Below are 24,854 nucleotides of genomic sequence, written 5' to 3' on the forward strand. Positions count from 1 at the left end.
CATGCCAACACTATCTCAACTACCTAACTCTCCTAAGTTTCAAGATTTAGTACCCGAATCAATAAAAAATTTCTCAAATAATAATACAACCTCAAGAGAATTAAATTTTGTTTCAACCCATAAAGGTAATGATGTCATTTTACAAGATGTTTCCGATCAAACAATGACGCATTTAATAAAAGCTAAAGAAGCCATTGTATCCATTAAATATCAAGATGGTATCGAGTTTATAGGCAACCAAAGAGTCCATATTAAACTCACAGAAGGCCAATCTAATATTGATGCTCTCTCCGGTAAAAGAATGCACTATTTTCTTGATTCAGCTAAAGGTACAATAAAGCAAAATGAATATGATAAATTTAATGAAATTGAGCAAGCGGTTTACAGGGCTAAACTCTCTAAAGGATCATTTTGTGGAGATGTGGGCCGCTTACTCTTTGCAAAATTAGCCGCTAAAGATCACAGTTTACCCGTACATTTGGCTGCTTGGAGTAATGACCACTCAGTTGTCATCATTGGGGAATTGGATCCCAAAACCAATAAACCTATGGATAATGCAATTGTTATCGATGCATGGTGCCTACACCCAACACCTGTATTGTATAAAGACTCTTGCTTCCAAGATGTAAAAATTACAAAAACAGCCAAACCAACCACAACACAGGAAGGTCAAGAACTCCAGAAAAAAATGCAAACCTGTCTTAAAGAATCAACTGAAGTTTTTAATAATGAAAATAAAAATAGATTGCTACAGAAACAAGATGCATCTAAATTTATTACTAACCAATCGATTAACACATATAACAACACAATAAATAATTTCGATATTAGTAATGAAATACTATTAAGAACTGATAAATTATGGGATCATCCTTCCCCATACCTAAATAAATCTGAACAAGATAGTATTCACGTTTATAAAAATACTAATAATAATATCATGCAAACATTTGATATTCACGATGAAAAATATTTAAATTCAGTAAAAAAAGGCCGTGAATCCTTAAATAATACTGATTTAAACAACATACAAACAGGCTTTACCCAAGCATTACTGAATAATGAAGTTTCTATTAATGATTTAAAAAACCTTCTTAAAGCAGATCCTAAAGCAATGAATGCGACCAATAATAAAGGTCACAGTCCAATTTATTATGCTCTTAATACCTATTTAGGAAATGAACGAGTTTTAACCAATGAAGAAACATTACTCTTAAAAGAAAAAATTGACTTTATGTTAAATAATAAACTAGAGGTTAATACTAGCGATCCTGAACTGCTTTCTTTAGTTATTGATAGTCAAAATAAAAATAATGATACCTACGAGATACTAACTAAGCTAGTTAACAAAAATAGTAAAATCAACACCTTCGATAAGGCTGGATTTACACCACTAACAAAACTATTAAGCTATGGGGACAGTACAGATGAAAAGGCATTTGATATTATTACCTCACACCCCAAAATTAATGTCAATAAACCTGATAAAAATGGTACTTACCCACTTTTTAGGGCGCTAGACATTATCCTACAGGATAAAGATATCGGTTTTGAAGATGGTAAAGAAGAAATGTTTAATACATTAATTAACCATGAAAAAGTGAACCTGAATATAACAAATCCATCAACAGGTAAAACACCTTTAATGGTTCTCTGTGAAGATAATAATGCAAGTTCAGTCACTCATCTAGCTACAGCACTTATCAATAAGATGTCAGCCCAAGATTTAATCAAGCAAGATAATCAAGGTGAAAATGCATTAATGAAAGCAATTGATTCTGGCCATACCAAAATAGCTAACATGATATTAAGTAAATTACAGGGTGAACAATTGACACAACTAGACTTAAAAATGGACTCTGTATTAATAAAAGCCATTAATAATAAAGAAAATAAAACTGCGAAATTAATCCTTGAAAAACTGCCTAAAGAAAGCCTAACAAAACCGAATATCCAAGGTGAAACGGCTATCATGAAAGCAATCAATTCAGGAAATACAGAAATAGCAAAGTTAATCTTAGCGAAATTATCTAATGATGATTTACTACAACTTGATTTTCAAAGAAGATCTATATTAATGTTGGCTATTGAAAACACTAATAATGATATTGCCAAATTAATCCTCGAACGGATACCAACAAAAAGCTTAACAAATGTAGACCTACAAAACAACACACCATTATCTTTAGCGATTAAAGATAATAATGAACCTATATTACAATTATTACTTAATAAAGAAGGTGAACATTTACGCATGCCTCTAACCAGCCTGACAGATAATAAAACCAATATGAGACCAGAAACCTTACTCACTTGGGCTGAAAAGCAAGTAGATAGTCAAAGTTTTTCTGGAAAAATGAGTCGACTCTTTAGTAGTAAGGAGCCATCAACTCCTCTTTCAACTATTTCCCTTAATCTATTAAAACACATTACGACAATGAGCTACCTAACACAAAGAACAGTATAAAGTATCTTTATTTAACAATAGCCTAAAAAATATTAGGCTATTGTTATTTTAAAAATCAATGTCGCTGAGTCACTTTGGGGCCAGTCACTATTGCAGGTCGAGTAAAAGGTTTTACACCTAAAGTACGATATAACTCAGCCGTTTTATAAAAATGATTATCTTTGACCACCAGCGAAACATTACGAATATCACTCATGTTTTGGGTCGGATCCCCTTCCACCAAAATCAAATCAGCATTTTTTCCTTCTTTAATTGAACCAGAAAGATGACCTGCTCCCACTAAGTTCGCTGAATTAATACTCGCCATGGCTAAAATATCAAACGCTGGGATCCCCGCTTGCTCATAGAGCTCAAGCTCTCGGTGCAAGGTAAAGCCGGTTAAATTATCGGTACCCGGCACGATAGGCACTTGATTGTCATAAAGCACTTTTACCATGTCTATTAATGCATCAGCGCTTTTTTTATATTCCACCAATTCGGCTCCTTTGACATTCATTTCAGCCCCTTTTAGTTGCCTTGAGGCAGCTGGCGGAAGGTGATCAATAATGGCCAAATACTCAGGATTCGTTTGTCTATCTTCAGCAATAAGCAAACTTCTAAAAGTGGATACTGTTGGATCAACTGTGATGCGCTTATCCGCCAACAGTTTAATTAGGGCTTTCATTTCAGGACTGTTTAAATCCATTTCCCCCGCTTGTTCACCTATCAGAGAAAACCGTAATTGCTGGCGAGTATCTGCATGTGTGCCTGCCAGAAAGTTTAAAAATATCATATTAATATGTTGAATTTCATCATAACCCGCATTGACCGCTTGCTCTGCGGTCATAAACGCCGGAATATGACCACTGACTCGTAGCCCTCTACTGTGTGCCCTTTCAGCCAAAGGTTTCACCCAATCAGGGTCGATTGAACTGTATAGCTTGATTTGAATATAACCATTATCAGCAAACCAGTCGACAGTATTAAGTGCCTCCTCTAATGTTTCCACCGATAATCCCGCTGAATACTCACTTTTTTGATCCATGAACCCTGCGCGATATACATGTGGACCAATGATCTGATTACTGTTAAATAAGGTTTCTATCTCCATAATACTGTCATGATTACTGCCCATATCTCGGACATTGGTGACACCCGCGGCCATATTCAATAAACCATCATCTTTCGATAGGTGACCATGCATGTCCCAAAGCCCCGGCAATAAAGTTTTATCTTTTCCATTAATGACTTGCATGTGATCATCTTGAGGAATGTGTTTGGCTATTTTCTTTATTTTACCATTCTCCAACAACACATCGATTTGTTCAATCCGTTTACCTTGCTCAACATCAATGACATTACTGCCTTGAATGAGAAGCTGAGTATAAGAATGGCTTAATTTATCAGCCATGTTTTCAAGGTAAGATTTTTCCTCTTTTTGTTGGATTTCACTCAACGCACTCAGGTTTTCAAGGCTGAAACCTTCTCGAATAACCCGCATGAATCCCCCCATATTTTGAGCAAACAAACGGCCTTTATTATCATACCAAGCAAAATCGGGCGTAAAATCCAACCCACTGATTGCATATAAATAAACTTGTGCTTTATTCCCTTGATGCTCAACTTCCTGTTCATTAAGTATGGTTAAAGACGCATGACCACTGGGTAATAATTCTAAGGTTTTAGACGGAGAGGCTAATAATGCTCTCACAAAGGCGGCATCAGTAGCTACAGAACTGTCTGCTGGCACATAAAAGCGAGGTGTATTGACGTCCATAGTGCCTACATCTTTAGCACTTTCCCAATGAGCCTGATGATTTTTTAACGTAAAAGACTCTTCAATAATTGAGCCAAAAGGAGATTGGCCATGGGCCTTAAATGATACAGGCATACCATTAGCATCTAATGTTACCGACTCTGATATTTTCAAACGGCGATTATTCCAGCCCACCTCAAGAAAGCCACTATAATCAAATTGACTTTCTTGAGTAAATACGGCCTTGCCCGCTAAACCTTTTTCAGTATACAGTAAGTTAGTAACCGTCTCTTTATTCTCTGCAATAGCATTAAAGCTAACACTGACACATACGATCAGTAAACTTAACCAAGCCTTATTGGTTTTTGTCACCATGCTTTTCTTCCTTGTTTATTATTGATGTTTGTTATGAGATGCTGCTATCCCACCATATTGTTCAAACCACCACAAAATATAAGCCACCTTAGTGAGTAAATTAGATGGCCTAGCCGTAATACTGTGACTCGCATTGGGGATCCGGACCATCATGGTATCCACTTGCTTTAGTTTTAATGCTTGATATAACTGCTCTGATTCTGAAATAGGAGTACGATAATCTTCCTCCCCCGTCAATAACATCGTCGGTGTTTCCATTTGTCCCACATAACGAATAGGCGAGCGCTTCATATAGGCCTCAGGATCATTCCAAGGTTTATCGGCAAACCAATATTTGGCAAAAAATGGATAATCATCTGCCGTTAAAACAAAACTAAACCAATTGATCACAGGCTTTGCCACCACAGCGGCAGAAAAACGCTTGGTATGACCGATAATCCACGCCGTTAATACGCCGCCACCTGAACCACCTGTCACAAACAAACGTTTATCATCAATAAAACCTTTAGCAATCAATGCATCCACCCCAGACATGAGATCATCATAATCTTGACCTGGATAGTTATTATATATTTTTTGAACAAACTCAGTGCCATAACTTGTACTCCCTCTTGGGTTCATGTACAAAACCACATAACCTGCCGCAGCATAAAGCTGATCTTCAGCTGAAAAATGAGGGCCATAGGCCGCTGCAGGGCCACCATGAATTTCAAGAATAAGAGGGTATTTTTTGCGTTTATCAAAGTTCGGGGGATAAAGCACCCAAGCTTGAATAGGCAGATCATCGAAACTCGATTTCACCATAAAACTCTCGAGCCTTGCTAATGTTTTATGGGACAGCGCATCTTTATTCAACTGAGTCAGTACATCATGCTTACCCTGTTTTATCCTGCCTATTTCCGCAGGTACTTGAGGATCAGACTGAGTAAAAACTAAGGTACCATCATGAGCAGCATCGAAATCCCCGCCAGAATAAGGTCGGCCTAGATAATCATTACCGATATTATTGGTAATGAGGTTTCGTTTGCCCGATAGAGGCTGAAAAGCCACACTCGTACTGCCTTGATCGTCATACTGAATATAGAGGCCTTTGCTTTTAGCATCCCATTTAATATTCTCTATATTTCGATCAAGATCTTTCGCTAATACGGCAGTTTTACCTTCTTTTTTTAACGGCCGTACATAAAGTTGCCAGTTTTCATAATTCATGCCTTTATCATCAAAACCTAAATAAGCTAAATACTCTCCATCAGGTGATACTTTAGGATGCTTATCGGGTCCATTTCTATTTGTTATGGCCGTTATTTCCCTCGAGCTCAACGTTAAACGGTAAATTTCACTGCGCATCGGTGCTAACACTAGATCATCAAAACGTTGAGCCGAAAAATACATCGACTTGCCATCGAGTGCCCAGCTCACGCCACCATTATGATGATAATCCCCCGTTGTTAATTGTTGAGCATTACCTCCATGAATTGCCAACTTAAAAATATGTTCAAAACCAGCGCGAGTATAGCCTGAACCATCTTGCCGATAAATCAGCTCATCAATGACCACAGCTTCATCAGCCCAAACTGCACCTTTAGGCTTTCCTGTTATTACGACTGGCCGATTGGTAGGTTTTGGCACAAACATGTTAAACGCAATAAAACGATTATTAGGCGACCAAGTTAAGTGACTTGGCACTTCATTTAAATGACTTATCATCGCTATTGCTCCAGTCTTCAACCACTTAATAAAAATTTGTGGTTTACCTGAACGAGTGGATATAAAAGCAAGCTTTTCTTGATCAGGTGACAAAACAGGTGAAAAGTCAGCATGAATACCTGATGTTACAGGCAGCAATTCTTTGGTTTGTGTGTGTATCGACCAAATATTTTTAACTTGCTTGTCAGTATTGATATCCATACGATTACGAACAAAATAAACCATCAATCCATCATCACTGATGGTCATGTCGCTGGCATATTCCAGATTAAAGACATCCATTGGCATAAATAGACTTTCATCAGGATCGTTTGGCTGCGCCAGTAAAAATGAAGAAGGTAGTAAAAAAGCCAATATAAATAAAGAAAGTGATCGTAAATAGCTCAATGCTGGTCTTTTGATAATATTAGGTAATATCACATTTCATCCTTGTATTTTTTATTTATCTTTTATTGTTCTTTTACTGCTTTTTATATTTGTATTAAACATGCCAGCTTTTATCACACCAAACAAGCCTATTATTTAATGTTAAAGTGCCTGTTTATATTACAAACGCCCTCGGTATCACGTACTTTAATAAAACGAATAGTGAACATTAATTTGTAAGTAAAAGTGTCACTCGGAATAAAAAGTCCAAAACATAGAATAAATGCAAAATTAAAGACCATTACCGATCTTGTTTTCGTCTAATGTAAATAACTTTTGTCACCACAGCTACAACCTCTCCTGTTTCATCTTTGATATCAACTATCAGTTTGGGAAGATATTTATTTCCGGTTTCAGTTTGTTGCACGATTTGGCCTAGTAATTCATCGGTTATGAGAAAGTCACATGACATACAACCCTTTCCAGGTTTAATAAATTCAATATTCGCAGACTGATCCCAGACTTTAAAATCACGCCCTAGCACTTGAATAAGCATCAGCATAAACCAAGGATCGGTCATCGAAAATAAATTACCACCAAAATGTGTTCCAACATAATTTCGATTATACCAACGCAAGGGCATCACAACGGATAAATGTCTAAAATCATGGCTGAGGTATTTAACCTTAATACCAGTAAACAAGTAAGGAGGATAGACATTCATGAGTCCTTTAAAAATCCAACGTTGAGAAAGTAACGATTTCATACCACTATTTTCCTTATAATTTTTATAGTGTTGTAGAAATCAAGGTTAGCACTTTCCTAATAAAGTCAGCAATCCATATATCTTGAACTAGACTTTAGTACTAGTTGTAAGTTAGCTGAAAGGGATTTTAATGCAAACATTAAGAATAATGACATTTTACAGCTTGATGTTATTCACCTTCATATTCTATTCCAAATTAAGTATCGCAACCGCAGGAATTGATGACTTAAACTATAATATTTATCAAAATCAAACAGGCGATCTATTCTTAAGGATCCCTCCTCAATTTGTCTTAATTGCCTCAGATATCAACATTCCTCTTAATATTACCCCTAAAAATGGCGTGTTCAGACTCGCTTACACTCAGAGTAACAATAAATGGACATTGATTATTCTGAACGAAACTGAATTTAGCCAACTCACTTTAACTCAAGCCTCACACTATAAAATTGAATTTTCAGAACTTGATGGAGATGGCCATTTAGATCTTCTCATTCGCAGTGAAAACAGTGCTGATGATAGCTTTATTGTCAATAAGCTCACTCAAACGGCTAAACTCAATGTTTACAGCCAATCACGTAACAACATTGATTTTTCTCAATCTATTACACTCACCACAAAAGATCTGAACGGCGATAACATTGACGATATCATCACACTGAAAAATGGGTCATCGGTGACTTATTTAGGCTCTCATTCAGGGCAACTCATTAACACATCCGCCTCCCCTTCCTATGCGCAAGCAGGTAATATAATTAATCTCAATCAAGGTCAATTTCAAGTCACAGAAACCGGATCTGCTAGCTATACCTTGCCAATAACATTACCACCAGCAACGGCGGGGATCAGTCCAGATTTAAGTTTGGCTTACAACAGTCAAGGCGGAGAAAGTATTTTAGGCGTGGGTTGGTATTTAGCCGGCTTATCCGCTATTAATCGATGTGCCAAAAACATTGCAATTGATAATAAAATATCAGGAGTTAACTTTGATGAACATGACGCTTATTGTTATAACGGACAAAGGCTTCTATTAAATACACATTCAAACAATCAATACCATACAGAAATTGATTCTTTTAACACCTTCACAGCTTACCCTGATAACCGTCACCCTCAATATTTTACGCTAACAACTAAAACCAATGAAACCCATTATTTTGGTCGAGCCCCTATTTTAACTAATGCATCAGATGCCTATATAGAGCGCAGTGGACATGCTAGCGACACATCAGCCCAAGTCTGGGCATTGAAAGCTATTATTGACAAACATGGAAACTATATTCGCTATGACTACGATAAAAATATCATCAAAGGCAGCCATTACTTATCTCAAATCGTATATGGAGGAAATCACCTCTTAGGTAAGCCCGCTTATAATCGTATTTTATTGCACTATGACCATTTAAATAAGAGTCATGTTAGCTTTTCTCATGGTAGTCAATTAACCCACGATAAAAAATTAAACTACATTCAAATCAAACAAGACAATGACACTTACCGCACTTACTATTTCAGTTGGGCAGAAGGCTCTCTTCCTGAAGAGCGGCGTTATGTGACAGGCATTCAAGAGTGTTTCGACAACACTCAGCAACTATGTTCACCTAAAACAAGTTTTAATTACCAACATGCTGCACATAAAACAGTCAACCCGATATATCAAAGATGCAGTGCAGCCCCCAGTGGTTCAGTCTCTTGCTCAACCGTTTCTCATTGTGAACCAGGCTCAGAAAGTTCTGCAGAGATCTGGTGCCACATAAACTATCGAGCCCCTAACTTTGGGCCTTTTGAATCGAGCAGTGAAAATATTAATATTCATGACGATAGCCGCTTTCATACCCAAATACTTGATTTCAATGGTGACGGTTTTGCAGATATGCTTTTTCCTAAAAATAACCAATGGCATTATTACACCAGCGAGTGGGACGTCCATCAGGTCCAGTCCAACCTTGTCCCCAATGCATTCGCTCAGCAATATCTCAACCAATACCCTATTCAACGTATATTAAATATCAGTACGTTACAAAGTAAAACCCAAGCGATTAGTAATGCCGGTTTAGGCGAAAAAGAATATGTCAAAGTCATAGATATAAATGGCGACGGAAAACAAGAACTGCTGATACCTTTTAAAAATGGCCAATGGCATGCAATAAGCTCCGATCCTAGTACAGGTGAAAGACGCATTTGTGAAACCGAGCCCGGAATGGAACATATCTGTTTCACAACGCGTGTTAATTATGATTTTACTTATCGTTCTTTAGGCATTTCATCCTCTCAATATGCCAATACATTGATTGCAGATATTGACGGTGATGGACTACAAGATATTGTTTTTAAATCAGGAAGCGACCTTTATTATTATCAAAATATCGGAGGAAGTTTTTCACAGGCTAAAAATATTATGGTTAATTTTCCCTCGAAATCTGGAGGAGCAGTTCTTCATACTACCTATAGCCAATTAAGTAAATTGGGCCAGAATACTGCTATGGTTGACATTAATGCCGATGGATTAACCGACCTCATTATGACCATTAAAAAAACCATTTCCAATGACCCCTGTGGTCCTATGGTAACGGGTTCCGCTTGTCCTATTGCTCCCATGATGGAATACCATAATGAATCCAATACATCCTATAATACCTATGCTTTCCTTGCTTCCTTTGATAATAATCAAATCACCTATACAGCAAGCAATGCTACCCATTTAGAGAAAGATCTTAATGATCTCAGTGTCGCTGACTTCAATGGTGATGGACTCACAGATGTGACTTATCGAATGCATAACATTTGGTATTATCGCTTATCTAAAGGAGACGGCAGTTTTATTTTCCGTAAAGCCTTAGCAGGTATTAATGCAACCAGCAGTGACCTTTATAATCGACATCAATTTATTGATGTTAACAATGATGGCCGAACAGATGTATTGGCGGCCACATCTAGCACTCAATATGAAATATACCTATCAGAACCCAGCCCACAATCTGCATATGTCCATTTTGCAAAAAGAGGCGTACTCCCCACTGGCACCGATAGTGATCCTAATAAAACATCCATCCGCTTCGCCGATGTTGATGGCGATACAAAAGTTGACTTACTCTATTCATCAGGTAATACCAATTCTTGGAAATTACATAAAGCCACACGCTCCAATATCAACGAACATGTAATGACTCGCATCACCAGCGGCGCGGGCATAAAAACAGACATCGCCTATGCAACACTTAATAGTGGGATCCCTTTACTTAATATTGAATCAAGTCAAAAACCCGATATCAAAGCCAACTATGATTACGATGACGACCCCGTCGGACAAGAAGATGGTCGGGATTTTTTAACTCCCATAGCGGGTATGTTTTTGGTATCAGAAATCGCTCAACAAACCAGTCGAAATCATTCTATACTCACTCAGTACACTTATGGCGGGCCACTTACCCACAAGAAAGGCCGTGGTTTTTTAGGTTTTGAAACCATAAAGAGCACTCAACCAGAACAAAAGCTCACAACAACCACTCAATACCATCAACTTTATCCACTAACTGGCCATATTAAAAATCAACAGCAGCGCTATCAAAATTTGACGTTGAAACATACCCAACATACCTATACTCAAAACATCAGTGCTCAAGGGGGAATACAAGTCAACCCTCATCAAACTCAAGAGACTCAATATCATATTGACCTATCCTCTAATGGCATCACCCCCACTCATCACCAAAAAGTCGCTGAGACCCTCACGACCAACACGTTTGATAACTGGAATAACCTCACCAGTAATACACTGCTAAAAAAAAGCAGTACAGGCCAACTTGTTCATGAAAGCATCACGACTCACCATTATTCAAATGCCGCTCATAATGTCATAACTCCCCAAGCACTCACCTTAACTCACAACCACAATCAAGTTACCTTTCCATCTAGTCAGCAGTTAGATGCTAAACAATTCGCACTTATTCAGACAACCAAAGTCAAAAAAATACGGTATCAGCATACCAGTAATGGACAAATAAGTACTCAAACCAGACAAACAGACCTCAGCTACTACCCTAATGGTTTACTGAGAGAATCTAAGGTTAATGGGCTAACTTCAGCTTATTTCTACGATAAGTTTGGCAATAAAGTGGCTCAACAAGACTATGCAATGGTCAATGATACCCTGTACCAAAAACGAGCAAACTATTGGTTTTATGACTCTCGAGGTCAATATGTTGCCAGTAAAATGAACTCATTAGGTGAAAAGGAACACTTTCTATATAACGGTACTTCAGGGCACATCGCGACACAGGGCCGCATTGTGAGCCAAACGAGTACGGGACCAAACAAACTAGCCACTACCGTATTTTTCGATATTCTCGGGCGGAGTATAGAGAAGCGTTTAGTCGATGGAAATTATACAAAAATTAATCGAAGTTACTGTTCAAGTTGTGACAAAAACTATATTACTGAAACCCAAACCAGCAGTAATGAACCTGCCAAAATCAGTTACCTCGATCCCTTTGGACGAGAAAGAGAACAGAAAATTAAAAGTTTTGATGGCAGCTGGATTGTGACAACCATGCAATATAATTCCCAAGGATCACTTACCCATGTTTCAACACCACAATTTAATAGTGCGTCAACACATTACCAGCAAGAATTTTATGACAATTTGGGCAGAGTGTATAAAAAAACCATTCCCTCAGATACAAGCACTGTCAGTCGATTAACGAAAATCAATGGGTTGACAACGACCCGTATTGATGAAAAGGGGCAAGCATCTTATTACACTTACAGCCCTGACGGACTATTATTGTCTCTTAAAAATGTGGTTGGGCAATATATTCGCTATTATTATGATGCCTTTAATCAACAAACAAAAGTCTCTGTTACTGCCAAAAATCAAACAAATATTGATCAAACCCAATCCATATTGTCTCATTTCAATGATTATGGACAACTGCTCAATACTCACGATCCCGACAAAGGTACTTGGAGCTATAAATACAATGGTTTCAAAGAAGTCATAGAACAAACCGACGGCGAAAATCAAAAGAGCCTATTAGCTTATGATGAAATAGGAAGAAAAATACGGCAAGAAAATAATGATAATGTATCTTGTTGGTTCTATAGTAGCAGCGGTCACAACAAAAGTGCGGGTAAACTCAGTGCCCTGAAACAATGGAGCAAAATAGGTACCGCTCCCATCCATTGCGCCAATACAGCGCCAACACAATACAGTGAACAATACCGCTATGATGACTTTGGTCGCACACAGAACATTCATTATATTCTCGATGAAACAGATTACAATGTCACTTACCAATACAATGCTAAAGGCCAATTAAGCCGACAATACTTCCCCAGTCATCACGGCCTTTTCTATGTCAATTTTTACTATAATGCCCACCATTATTTATATCTTCAAAAAGACAATAAAGGACAGGCTTTACGACAAATTATTGCAACCGATCCTTATGGCAACATTACCGAGCAACACTTTGCCAATGGCACTCAGGAAGTCAAAGATTACAACACTAAAACAGGCCGGCTTTATTCTATTAATGTTAAACGCGGTAACCAAAACATTCATCAACTCAGCTATGGTGAATACGATCAAAAAGGCAACTTAGGTAGCCGCTCTCATAGTTATTATCATCAAGGAATATTAAATCTTGCCTTCAATGAATCTTTTACTTACGACAATTTAAATCGGTTAACTAACCGTCAACTCAGTATCGGCAAAGGCCACTTATCACCTCATGGCTATTCTGAACAATATCAATATGATGGGTTTGGAAACATCAAAACACGCAAAGGCGTTCTTAATGGTAATGAACAAATCACGTTAGCCAGCTATGAATACCAACAAGCCACCAGTGCCAATCACCTCATTAGTGCCGAGGTAGACGGGCAGGACTATTCACTCATCACTTATGATAGTAATGGTAATATACTCTCAGATGGTATAAGACAGCTCAGCTATTATAGTTTTAATAAAATCAAAACTATCCAGCAAGGCGATAGCTATAGCGAATACCGCTATACGCCTAACCAGAATGTAATGAGCCGAGTTGATAAACGTTTAAACAATGAAGAATGGAAAACTTTTAATACCCATTATATTGGTAAACTCTACCAAAAAGAGCAGCGCTTTAGCGAAAACAGCCTTGAGAGAACACGTCATCGTTATTTCATTAATAATATCACCGTTGAACGAGATGAATTACCGGATCAAACGACGCAAGAAACAATACAATATCAACATAGGGATCATCAAGGCTCAAACCTGAGTATCACCAATCATTCAGGGCAAGTCATTAAACAATACTTTTATACTGCTTTTGGTCATGCAATGGAGATTGAAAATAGCAACTTGATCCCAGCGACAAACTCACTCCCTCATGGATACACAAATCATGAAACCTTACCTACACTGAATATTATTCAAATGGGTGGACGTATTTACGACCCTGTTTTGAATCGTTTTTTACAAGCAGATCCCAGTATTCAATCACCTCAAAATGTACAAAATTACAATCGATTCAGTTATGTACTTAATAATCCATTACGTTATACCGACCCAAGTGGGTATAACTTCTTTGAAAAAGTTTATAAATTTTTAGGTAAAATCGATGGACGAGAACACTCGCAAAAGTATGTCTTTCAAAAAAATCCAACCTTAGCAAACTTTACTCAAACTGCACTTACCTACATTCCCGTCTTTGGCACGCTCGCATCGGCGCATTTTGCTTTTGACCGCGCCTATTATGCATCCGGTAGTTTAAGGGCAGCTTTTAAAGCTGGGATCATTACCTATGTCATGGCACAGGCTAATGGTACTCCTGAATTTAGCACTGAAGCTATCGCTTTATTGGCCATCGACAATATTAATCCTGATGTGGGCAGAGTCGTCAGAACCTTGTATTATGGTATGGATAATCCCGATGACATTATGGGCAATCTTAAAAATGCCTTTGCCACAAAATATGCCGCTAAAGGCGTTGAAAAATTAGCCCATAATGCGGGGCTCTCTTTGACAGAATTTAATGCTATTTTAACAATCAACTCTTTTATTGGATTTGAAGTAGCAGGCAGTCGTGCTCAATGTGAGAATGACTCGTGTGATGTGTTTGGATTTACCACTCGAGAAAATGGCGTGATAGGCATTATTTGGGATGTCAATGATACGCTTCTAGGCTATCAAGGCCTTATGGATGCAGTGGGTTATAACATTGTTCGCCAAGGCTACAAAAAGCTCGGCGTCTGTCATAGTTTAGGGTCAATAACCTGTAATAATTTAGCCGCCAAAGGCTTTACCTCAACGGGTGAATTGAATTCACTCCCCTTTGGTAACGCTGCTTACGGCGGCGCAGTGACCAAATTAGGTTCATTGGACTTTGTGAATGGATTTATTGGCGGGTTTATTCTCAATTGGAATGCAAGAAATATCACCTGTTCAAAAGCCCCTTGCCATAGCTATGTCGATAACTATAAAGGAAAATAATATTATAACTTAAGTCAATAATAAAAGTGCACAGATTAAGTGTGTAATCCCACTACAAGGATGGCGCCCTTTTAAAACTTAGACCCGTTCTATCTTTACCCGATAGCGTTGGCGAAGTGACACAAGGCCAAGCTATATTGAGGGTTGGGTCGTCCCAGCGAATACTCACTTCAGAGTCACTGTGATAATAGTCAGTACACTTATATACACACTCAGCAATATCACTCATCACATAAAAACCATGGGCAAAACCTTCAGGGATCCAAAGTTGACGTCTGTTTTCCGCAGATAATACTTCCCCTACCCAATGTCCAAATGTGTTAGAGTTCTTTCTCATGTCCACCGCCACATAAAATATTGAACCGCTCACCACTCTTACCAATTTACCTTGGGTTTGCTCAGTTTGATAATGCAGACCTCTTAGAACGCCACGCTGAGATCGAGAATGGTTATCCTGAACAAATGCTCTGTTGGCAACTTGACCATTAAAAATATCTTGCCGCCAAGTTTCCATAAAAAAACCCCGTTCATCGCCAAATAGCGCAGGAATAATCACTTTCACATCTTCAATTTGAGTATTAATCACTTGCATTATTTTAAGCTTCTTTGTTAATAAACTGCTCAATGACTTGAGGCAAGGCCTTAGACCAATCACTCATTTCGATACTAAAATGTCGTTTTATTTTAGCGCAATCGAGTGTTGAATTGGCTGGACGTATGACAGTCGATGGATAATCTTGGCTTGAAATAGGCACTAAACACGGTATTTTATCTATTTTTTTTTGTGCATGTGCTTGCTGAAAAATATGCTGAGCAAATTGATACCAATTCACACAGGGAAAACCTGAAAAATGATAGACTCCCCAATCAAGTATTCCTGCTTGTTTAACTTGCTTAATCACATGAATAATCGCATTAGCAAGATCGCCCGCATAAGTCGGTCCTCCCCATTGGTCGCTTACTATATGTAATTTATCGCGATCGCGACCTAACTTCAGCATGGTACTCACAAAGTTATTGTCTTGCTCACTAAATAGCCAAGCAGTGCGAATAATGATGTGCTTAATGCAAGTATTAATGATGGCTTCTTCGCCCGCTAACTTGCTCATGCCATAACTGTTTTGAGGAGCAGCGACATCATTTTCTTTATAAGCATGTTTATTACTACCGTCAAATACATAGTCTGTGGAAATATGAATAATGATGGCACCTTGCTGGTTTGCAGCTCGAGCGAGAAAATAAGCGCCTTTATGATTCACTTCAAACGCTTTTTCTTTTTCAATTTCAGCTTGTTCGACAGCAGTATAAGCAGCGGCGTTAATAATGAGATCCGGACGACATTGCTCAATCACCTTATCGACTATTGTACTGTCACAAATATCAAACTCTGATCTCTCAATGACATAAAGCTCAGTGTGCTCTTTGAGCTTATGAAACAGGTGACTGCCTAATTGCCCCTTTTTTCCAACGATTAGCACTCGCATAATACTGCCTTATTGGTGATGAGAGCAGTATGGTCAAAAAAACATTTTCCCGTTTGCGCTTCAACTTGCTGAATATACTTTGATGTATCTCTTAACTTTTCATGGGTCCCCATATCGAACCAGCTTACACCTGAGCCTAATAATTCCATTGTTAATTCACCACATTCAAGATACATCTGAATGATAGAGGTGATTTCAAGCTCTCCCCTTTTTGATGGCACCACCTTTTTTGAAAATTCAACGACGCGATGATCAAAGCAATATAAGCCCGTAATAGCGATATTTGATTTCGGGTAGGCAGGTTTCTCTTCAATCTCGACCACTCGGTTATATTGATCTAGCCTTGCGACCCCATAATGCTGGGGATCTTCCACCTCATAGCCAAACACGGTCGCCCCAGAGCCTCTTGCTGCTGGACTAAAGTATTTTTTTCGCTTTAACTCATTAAAAAGTGACTGACCATAAAAGAAATTATCACCCAAAATTAAACAGACATTATCATCACCGATAAAAGATCCTGCGATAATAAATGCCTCTGCGATCCCTTTAGGTTGTTGTTGGATAGCATACTCAAGTGATATGCCAAAACGTGCCCCATCTCCCAATAACTGCCGAAATGCTAATTCGTCCTTTGGGCGAGTGATCAACAATACCTCTTTTATCCCCATTTTCACTAAAAAAGATAAGGGATACAGTATCATTGGGTTACCATTAACCAACAATAATTGCTTAGAGATAAACTGAGTCAGAGGATAAAGGCGAGTGCCAGCTCCTCCCGCTAAAATAATGCCTCTCATTATCAAATAGCGACTTGTTTTGTCGAAGCTTGGTGCATAGCCTCAATTGCACTATGGGATTGAACGCGTGTATGACACCAATTAGGGTTATCAACATACCATTTAACCGTCGACAATATTCCCGAATCAAAATCCGTTAATGGCGCCCAGTTCAGTTCTTTTTTAATTTTTGTAATGTCAATCGCATAACGGGAGTCATGACCTGCTCTATCATCAACATGACAGATCAAGTCACGGTAACACTTCACTCCTTTGGGCTTATTAGAGACTAACTGCTCTAATATTTCACAAATAATACTGACTAACTCAATATTGGACTTTTCAGCTTCTCCGCCAATATTATAGGTTTCGCCCACTTGACCTCGAATTAAAATACAATATAAAGCTTGAACGTGATCATTGACAAAAAGCCAATCTCGCCGCTGTAAGCCATTACCATAGATCGGTAATCGTTTACCTTCAAGTGCATTAGACACCATCAAAGGGATCAACTTTTCAGGGAATTGATAAGGCCCATAATTATTAGCACATTGAGAAATCAAAATAGGGAGACCGTAAGTGCGATGCCAAGCACGAACTAAATGATCGCTTGAGGCTTTTGATGCAGAATAAGGGCTACTGGGGGCAAAATTAGATGCTTCAGTAAAAGGAGCAGACAACTCATCCAAATCGCCGTACACTTCATCGGTTGAAACATGGTGGAAACGGAAGCGCTTTTTTTTCTCGCTTTCTAATTGCGCCCAATAGTGTCTCACCACTTCAAGTAAAGTAAAAGTGCCGATAATATTAGTCTGTATAAATGCAGCAGGTCCATCGATAGAGCGATCCACATGACTCTCCGCCGCGAGATGCATTACTGCGTCAGGTTGATGCTCTTTGAAAATGTTGTCTAATACTGCTCTATCGCAAATATCAGCTTGTATAAAGCAATAACGCGTATTATTTTCCACTGATTGAAGCGCATTGGTGTTGCCCGCATACATTAATTTATCAAGATTCACCACACAGTCATTTGTCTTATGTATTAAATAGCGGATCAGCTCAGAGCCAATAAAACCTGCACCACCTGTTACTAACACTTTCATATCTCGGCCACTATACACTCGACTTGTTCAATTTGATTAATACTAAACACCTAAATTAAAGTCGAGTTACCCACTGCTTGATACCCATTAAAGAAGAGCACCATTCTAACGTGATAACCCAATGAATGCTATCAGCCCTCACCACAAAACATGAGGCGGCCTCTTTCAATCACATCAAATATATCATCACCACAGTGCAATCTTTCAAGCATAAAAAAACGGCTAGCAATCCATCATCGCTAGCCGTTTCGTTTTTAAAATCAATAAAATTCATTGTAAAAATTTTAAAGGATTAAACAGATAATATATGATTAAGCTCAGTTTTGAACTGAGTCCCTAGCATTTCATCACGTAGACCATACTCAACAAAGGCTTTCATATAACCTAACTTATCACCGCAATCATGGGACTGACCAGACATATGAAATGCTTCAACATTATCAATCTCAATCAACTTATCAATCGCATCCGTTAATTGAATTTCATCCCCCGCTCCTTTTGGGGTATTCGCTAGCAAAGACCATATTTGATTTGATAATACATAACGGCCCACCACAGCCAAATTAGAAGGCGCAAATTGAATATCAGGTTTTTCAACCATGGCTTTGATCATGGCAGAACCGCCCGCCTTTAAAGTGACATTATCGCAATCTGCAATGCCATATTTATTCACTTCACTCATAGGCACGGGCTCAACCATAATTTGACTAGATTGTGTGTTTTCAAAACGCGCAATCATAGCCGCTAAATTATCCTTTGATTGATCCGCAGTATATTCATCTAAGATCACATCAGGTAATACCACTGCAAAAGGATTATCACCAATTAAGGGTTTAGCGCATAGAACTGCATGCCCTAATCCCTTAGCTTCACCTTGACGTACATGCATAATGGTCACATCACTTGGGCAAATAGACTGAACTTCTTCCAATAATTGCCTTTTGACACGCTTCTCTAATGTCGACTCCAATTCATAGGAAGTATCAAAGTGATTCTCAATGGCATTTTTACTGGCATGAGTCACTAATACAATTTCTTTCACACCCGCACTCACACATTCATTGACTATATATTGAATAAGTGGTTTATCGACAAGGGGTAACATTTCTTTCGGAATAGCTTTCGTTGCAGGTAACATCCGAGTTCCTAAGCCTGCAACAGGAATAACAACTTTCATTTATTTACTCTGTTTTTTTAAGTAATAATCTCAACATGATATGGTTCATTTGAGTACTATTTAGCGATGAATAAAAGTTAACGGCGGATAAAGGTCAATATTTTCCAAACATGCATGAGAGCATAATTGTACGTTAAAAATAAAACAATAAAGCCAACAAACATAATCCATTCAGGCACTAAATAAAGCTCACTAATACAGCCAATCATTGCTATTAACGATGCAAAGCTAGTTATAATAACTAAGGTTTGTTTGCGATTATAGCCCGCACGTTCAAAAATATGATGCAGATGCTCCCTATCGGGCTTAAAAGGCGATACGCCTTTTTTAATTCGGCGGTACATAATCGCCGCCATGTCCATTAAAGGAATAGCAATTAAATACAAAGCAGTGACCGGACGAAATGCCTGAGTATGGGCACCTAGATTAGGCGTTGCACCAATCACAAGTAACCAAACTACAGTCAAGCCGATTAACATACTGCCTGCATCACCCATAAAGATTTTAGTTAACGATTTACTTGGCCAGCCTAAATTAAAAATTAAATAAGCTAAAAGCGCTGCAATAAACAATAAAGGCACTAAATGCCAGCTACTCTCCACTCGCCAAAGCAAAAAGAGTAGAGATGAAAATGAGACTAAGCTCAACATCCCTGCCAGCCCATCAATTCCATCTACCATATTGAAAGCATTAATAGAACCAATTACGGCTAATATGGTGATCACGACCCCCAAATAGCCAAGCTCTAATTCAAAAAAACCCAACACAGAACCAAAACTATGTAAATAAAAGTCAGCGCCAAAAATCATCAATGATGCCACTAATATCTGTACTCCAATCCTAAGTTTGACTGATAAATCATACATATCATCAAACACACCTAAAATTAAAATCATAGCAATAGAGGATAAATATATTTTTAATGCATCGTTAGGCTCTATAAAAAAAAGAGCTGTGAAAAAAACACCAATAAATATTGAAATCCCCCCGATTAATGGAATAGAACCCACATGTTTCTTACGTACATTAGGCGTATCAACTAGCCCCGTTTTCACCGCAATGGGTTTCATCAATTTAATTGCAAAGAATGAAATCAAGAATGTTGACAATAGAGGAATAATATATTCCATTGCTCGCCCCTAGAAAAATATTAATATTTTAAATTAAAATAATATAGTCTTATATGGATAAAATTGTAATCAATCAGAACCAAATAAATCTCGCGTATAAACTTTATCACTCACATTCTGTAACTCTTCCGCCATACGGTTAGATATAATTACATCACTCAACTTTTTAAACTCTTCGAGATCATGAATGACTTTCGAATGAAAAAACTCATCTTCTTCAAGCGTAGGCTCAAAAATGACAACTTCGGTTCCTTTGGCTTTGAGGCGCTTCATAATGCCTTGAATAGAAGACGATCTAAAGTTATCTGAGCCTGACTTCATGACTAGACGATAAACCCCAACAACTTTTGGATGCTTTTTTAAAATGGAATCTGCGACAAAATCTTTACGTGTAGTATTAGCATCTACAATGGCTGCTATAATATTATTCGGCACATCAGCATAATTGGCTAATAGTTGTTTAGTATCCTTTGGTAAGCAGTAGCCGCCATAACCAAATGAAGGATTATTATAATGCTGACCAATTCTAGGGTCTAACCCCACTCCCTCAATAATTTGCTGACTATTAAGCCTGTGCGATTCAGCATAAGAATCTAACTCATTAAAGTAAGCCACTCGCATGGCTAAATAGGTATTAGAAAATAATTTAACAGCTTCAGCTTCTGTTGAATCAGTAAAAAGAACTTGAATATTCTCTTTAACAGCACCTTCAACTAATAAATCAGCAAAAATCTTAGCACGCTCTGATCGTTCACCCACAACAATTCGCGAAGGATGAAGGTTATCATATAATGCTCGACCTTCTCTTAAAAATTCAGGTGAAAACATAATATTCTCACACTGAAGAGATTCTTTAATTTTTGCGGTAAAACCCACTGGCACGGTCGATTTAATTACCATCATGGCTTTTGGATTAATCGACATGACATCTTTAATAACCGATTCAACTGATGAAGTATTAAAATAATTCGATTTAACATCATAATCAGTTGGTGTTGCAATAATCACAAAGTCAGCATTTTTATAAGCCAACTCTTTATCTAGAGTAGCCCTTAATTTCAGTTGTTTTGTCTTTAAAAAATCTTCTATTTCAACGTCACTAATAGGTGATATTCTATCATTCAATAAATCAACTTTTTCAGCAATCACATCGACTGTAATCACTTCATTATTTTGGGCTAACAAAACCGCATTTGATAAGCCAACGTACCCTGTCCCTGCAATAGCAATTTTCATTCTTATTTTTCCAATTTAGGCTAAACATGCATCAACAGCATTAATATATTTATTAATGACAATATTTTCATCAAATTCATTTTTTATTTTCAAGCGACTTTTAATGCCCATATCGATACGTTCGTTATGAGTTAGTTTAATTATTTTATCTAATTGTACAATTAGACTACTAGTCGACTTTATTTCACATAAATATCCATTAATATCATGATCAACAGTTTCCCGGCAACCAACATTATCAGTAGTCACGATAGGCTTTCCCATAGCTCCTGCTTCTAAAAGTGACTTAGGCACCCCTTCCCTATAAAAAGACGGTAATACCATACAATCGGACTTAGCTATCTCAGCTTCCACAGTATCAGATGCCCCTAAATAATTAACGATACCTTCAGCCACCCAACTTTCCATTTCAACTTGACTCACCGATGATGGATTATCTACATCAAGAAAACCTAATAAATAAAACTCGATTTTGTCTCCATAACATTTTTTTAATTCACGAGCAGCTTCAATATAATGACCTATACCTTTGTCGTATAGCATTCTCGCTATTAATAAAAAACGAACGACGCCATCATCTTTTGCTGGAGATACAATAAAACGCTTAAGATCGACACCGGATCCAGGTAAACGCTCTGTTACCGAAAGAGTAGTTAATTTATGTTTTATAAATAGAGTCCTATCATCTTCATTTTGAAAAAATATTTTATCTGCTTTACGTTGGCTAAATTTATAAAGTACTCTTGCCACTTTTGCAGTAATATTCTCATTAATAAATAAGACACCTAATCCAGCAATATTATTTATTACTTTCAGTCCATTTAATTTAGCAGCCATAGTACTGTATATATTATTTTTTGGTGTAAAATTTAGCACTATATCATATTGGCCACTACGGTATATTCTAAAAAAATCTATATAAGTTTTAATATCTTTTAGAGGATTAGTTCCACCTTGGTCAATATCAATATCAATATGTTGAGCTCCTAATTCTTCCAACATTGATGAATAACTATCTTTTGGAGAAATAGCAGTTACTTTATGCCCTTTATCAATTAAAGATAAAATGGTATTCTTTCTAAAATTATATAAATACCAACTGGTATTTGCAGAAATCACAATATTGGCCATAATTTACTTACTATAGAATTCTTTATACCAACGAACGAAATTAGTGACACCCTCTTTTAATCCCACTTTAGGTTTATAACCAATAACATCAAATAAGTCTTGAGTATCGGCATAAGTTTGATAAACATCACCTGGCTGCATTCCACGAAAATTTTTCTTAGCTTCAATACCTAATTCTGACTCAATGGCTTTAACAAAGTCCAATAAGTTGATAGGGCTACCATGTCCTATATTATAAATACTATAAGGCGCAGAGCTAGAAGCTGGACTTCCTTGCTCCACACTCCATTCAGTATTGCTTGTGGGAATAACATCAGCGATACGGATAACCCCCTCTACAATATCATCAATATAAGTAAAATCACGCCACATATCTCCGTTATTATTGATATCGATAGTTTTACCTTCTAATATTTTTTTAGTAAAAATAAAAGGTGCCATATCAGGTCGGCCCCAAGGGCCATAAACAGTAAAAAATCGTAATCCTGTAGTGGGTGTATCATAAAGATGGGAGTATGAATGAGCCATTAATTCATTGGACTTTTTTGTTGCTGCGTAAAGAGAAACAGGATGGTCAACGCTATCAGAAGTCGCAAAAGGGATTTTACTGTTTAAGCCATACACAGAACTAGAAGATGCATATATTAAGTGTTGTATTTTATTATGACGACAAGCCTCAAGAATATTTAAATGACCAATAAGATTTGAATCTGCATAAGCCATCGGATTTTCAATAGAATAACGCACTCCAGCCTGAGCACCTAAATGAATAACACGGTCAAATTTATTCTCTTTAAATAAATTATCTAAAGATTTTTTATTCGATAAATCCATTTCAATAAATTTAAAATTTTCAGTTGCAATTCTTTTTAATCGAGCATACTTTAAATTAATATCGTAATAATGATTATTATTGTCAATACCAACAATTTTATGCCCTTTGGCACTTAAAGCCTCGATAACCCGACTACCTATGAACCCTGAAGCACCTGTAACTAAATATTTCATAAAAACCCTTTAATAACTTTGTATCCAAGGTTGACCAAAAAGCAAATCATATTTTTTATCTGGAAACTTTTCAAACCCAGCCCCTGGATAGACGGTCAACTCACCAAATGTAATCATTTTATTATAATAATACAAATCTACTCTAATAAAGTCGAAATAAGCACCTAATTCTTCAGAAATTCTAATCATCTCATTTAAAAATAATGGTTTTTCTGGAGCTGGACTTTTCCGCTTATAAGAATATTCAAACCCTAATTCATTCCATTCATAATCGAACATATTTCTAGAGTGATTAGTAAACCTATCTGAATCTAATTGAATAAAGTGTACTTTCCCATGATAAACAAAAAACTTATAATCATCAGGAGCCTCACCTTCAAAATCTAAAAACTCTTCAACAAATATTTTTCTAGGAATGTCTTGATATGCCCATTCACCAAGCGATAAAGACTGATCATGTTTAAGCCATGATTTAGCGAGTCTTTTCATACGATTTTTACTTAAATGTTTAGAACCCCGAATTATTTCTATTGTTTGGCTCGTATGGTTAGCTTTAAAAACATAATCACTAGGCAACTTTGATAAATCTAAATCATCTATAAATGATGGTGAATCTCCAACATATAATGTTTTTGGTATATATAATTGGCTAGATACTGAAGATGCAAACTCTTTAGATTTCAATTTATCTGCCGCAATAGATAAAAGTTTATTTCTATCTTTAATTTTTCTTAATTGTAATTTTTCATTAAAAGTCTTAGGTGATTTTAAATTTAAAAAAGCATTAAACCGTCTAAAATATAATAAATTCAACTTTATTATATCAGGTAACAAACCAACTGCTTTGGAAAAAAGCCTATATTGTAAACTAGCCACAATATCCCCTCAGATATATAGTTTTGATATATAAAAA

The 24,854-nt window shown here is 37.1% G+C and carries 15 protein-coding genes; 2 read left to right on the forward strand and 13 right to left on the reverse strand.

Annotated elements, in window-relative coordinates; translation table 11 throughout:
- Window position 1: 1 nt before the first annotated feature.
- Window positions 2-2,467: an ankyrin repeat domain-containing protein gene (locus Q0976_RS10825; protein ID WP_299493827.1), complete on the forward strand. Its 2,466-nt coding sequence runs from the start codon at window positions 2-4 to the stop codon at window positions 2,465-2,467.
- A gap of 55 nt (window positions 2,468-2,522) precedes the next feature.
- Here the strand turns inward: Q0976_RS10825 and Q0976_RS10830 are convergent, their stop codons facing one another.
- The 3 genes from Q0976_RS10830 to Q0976_RS10840 form a co-directional block, all read right to left on the reverse strand.
- Entirely contained in the window at window positions 2,523-4,577 is a 2,055-nt protein-coding gene (locus Q0976_RS10830; protein ID WP_299493828.1) for an amidohydrolase family protein, read from the reverse strand.
- A gap of 18 nt (window positions 4,578-4,595) precedes the next feature.
- Complete coding sequence (locus Q0976_RS10835; protein WP_299493900.1) at window positions 4,596-6,608, reverse strand: S9 family peptidase; 2,013 nt, start codon at window positions 6,606-6,608, stop codon at window positions 4,596-4,598.
- Between the two features lie 343 nt (window positions 6,609-6,951).
- Complete coding sequence (locus Q0976_RS10840; protein WP_299493829.1) at window positions 6,952-7,416, reverse strand: DUF4442 domain-containing protein; 465 nt, start codon at window positions 7,414-7,416, stop codon at window positions 6,952-6,954.
- Between the two features lie 130 nt (window positions 7,417-7,546).
- Between Q0976_RS10840 and Q0976_RS10845 the strand changes: the two genes are divergently transcribed.
- On the forward strand, window positions 7,547-14,893 hold the full coding sequence (locus Q0976_RS10845) for a toxin TcdB middle/N-terminal domain-containing protein (protein WP_299493830.1): 7,347 nt from the start codon (window positions 7,547-7,549) through the stop codon (window positions 14,891-14,893).
- A gap of 52 nt (window positions 14,894-14,945) precedes the next feature.
- Here the strand turns inward: Q0976_RS10845 and rfbC are convergent, their stop codons facing one another.
- The 10 genes from rfbC to Q0976_RS10895 all read right to left on the reverse strand — a co-directional run bounded on the left by rfbC (window position 14,946) and on the right by Q0976_RS10895 (window position 24,817).
- Window positions 14,946-15,485: a dTDP-4-dehydrorhamnose 3,5-epimerase gene (gene rfbC / locus Q0976_RS10850; RefSeq protein ID WP_299493831.1), complete on the reverse strand. Its 540-nt coding sequence runs from the start codon at window positions 15,483-15,485 to the stop codon at window positions 14,946-14,948.
- Between the two features lie 4 nt (window positions 15,486-15,489).
- Complete coding sequence (rfbD, locus tag Q0976_RS10855) at window positions 15,490-16,377, reverse strand: dTDP-4-dehydrorhamnose reductase (protein ID WP_299493832.1); 888 nt, start codon at window positions 16,375-16,377, stop codon at window positions 15,490-15,492.
- Window positions 16,365-17,174: a sugar phosphate nucleotidyltransferase gene (locus Q0976_RS10860; protein WP_299493833.1), complete on the reverse strand. Its 810-nt coding sequence runs from the start codon at window positions 17,172-17,174 to the stop codon at window positions 16,365-16,367. The genes rfbD and Q0976_RS10860 overlap by 13 nt, the downstream gene beginning before the upstream one ends.
- A gap of 2 nt (window positions 17,175-17,176) precedes the next feature.
- Window positions 17,177-18,259 carry a dTDP-glucose 4,6-dehydratase gene (gene rfbB, locus Q0976_RS10865; RefSeq protein WP_299493834.1) on the reverse strand — a complete coding sequence of 361 codons (1,083 nt, stop codon included), beginning with the start codon at window positions 18,257-18,259 and terminating at the stop codon, window positions 17,177-17,179.
- Between the two features lie 292 nt (window positions 18,260-18,551).
- The gene (gene galU, locus Q0976_RS10870) at window positions 18,552-19,436 is read right to left on the reverse strand and encodes a UTP--glucose-1-phosphate uridylyltransferase GalU (RefSeq protein ID WP_299493835.1); all 885 of its coding nucleotides are present in this window, start codon (window positions 19,434-19,436) and stop codon (window positions 18,552-18,554) included.
- 77 nt (window positions 19,437-19,513) lie between these two features.
- The gene (gene wecA, locus Q0976_RS10875; protein WP_299493836.1) at window positions 19,514-20,566 is read right to left on the reverse strand and encodes a UDP-N-acetylglucosamine--undecaprenyl-phosphate N-acetylglucosaminephosphotransferase; all 1,053 of its coding nucleotides are present in this window, start codon (window positions 20,564-20,566) and stop codon (window positions 19,514-19,516) included.
- A gap of 69 nt (window positions 20,567-20,635) precedes the next feature.
- Entirely contained in the window at window positions 20,636-21,802 is a 1,167-nt protein-coding gene (locus Q0976_RS10880; RefSeq protein ID WP_299493837.1) for a nucleotide sugar dehydrogenase, read from the reverse strand.
- A gap of 15 nt (window positions 21,803-21,817) precedes the next feature.
- Window positions 21,818-22,933, reverse strand: coding sequence for a glycosyltransferase family 4 protein (locus Q0976_RS10885; protein ID WP_299493838.1), 1,116 nt, complete (start codon window positions 22,931-22,933; stop codon window positions 21,818-21,820).
- 3 nt (window positions 22,934-22,936) lie between these two features.
- Window positions 22,937-23,941 carry an NAD-dependent epimerase gene (locus tag Q0976_RS10890; RefSeq protein WP_299493839.1) on the reverse strand — a complete coding sequence of 335 codons (1,005 nt, stop codon included), beginning with the start codon at window positions 23,939-23,941 and terminating at the stop codon, window positions 22,937-22,939.
- Between the two features lie 9 nt (window positions 23,942-23,950).
- Window positions 23,951-24,817, reverse strand: a complete 867-nt coding sequence (locus Q0976_RS10895; RefSeq protein WP_299493840.1) for an ATP-grasp fold amidoligase family protein — start codon at window positions 24,815-24,817, stop codon at window positions 23,951-23,953.
- Window positions 24,818-24,854: the final 37 nt, after the last annotated feature.

It is taken from the genome of uncultured Shewanella sp. (assembly GCF_947501665.1).
GTDB lineage: Bacteria > Pseudomonadota > Gammaproteobacteria > Enterobacterales > Shewanellaceae > Shewanella.